This is a genomic window from Vibrio sp. 10N.222.49.C9 (assembly GCF_041474985.1).
Classification (GTDB): Bacteria; Pseudomonadota; Gammaproteobacteria; order Enterobacterales; family Vibrionaceae; genus Vibrio; species Vibrio crassostreae_C.
The window spans coordinates 1-399 of the sequence record NZ_JBFRVD010001587.1 but is presented as its reverse complement, the minus strand read 5'-3'; the positions used below and the strand labels follow the sequence as shown (position 1 = coordinate 399).

Sequence of the window (399 nt, the reverse complement as noted above, 5' to 3'; positions counted from 1 at the left end):
CGCTCTGCTTCACGTACTTTTTGTACGATAACTTGCTTCGCTGTTTGCACCGTAATACGGTCAAATTTAACCGAATCAATTTCGTCTTCAACAAAATCACCTAAACCCAGTGTTTCATCGTCGAACTGTGCCGCTTCGATTGACATTTCCAATGTTGGATTTTCAACTTCAGCAACCACTTCCCAGCGACGGAAAGTTTCGAAGTTACCGCTCTTGCGATCAATCTCAACACGTACTTCGATTTCCATCTCGTACTTTTTCTTTGTCGCAGTTGAAAGCGCGATTTCTAGCGCCTCAAAAATACGCTCGCGAGGAACGGCTTTCTCATTTGAAACCGCTTCTACTACAGCTAGAATTTCTTTATTCATTCTTATAGCCTCTTTAAATAGACTTAAAACT

The 399-nt window shown here is 41.6% G+C and carries 1 protein-coding gene; it reads right to left on the bottom strand.

The features are described from left to right. Positions 1-368: NusA N-terminal domain-containing protein (locus AB4585_RS29385; protein ID WP_372172358.1), on the bottom strand; the 368-nt coding region annotated here is incomplete at its 3' end. Between the last annotated feature and the right edge of the window lie 31 nt (positions 369-399).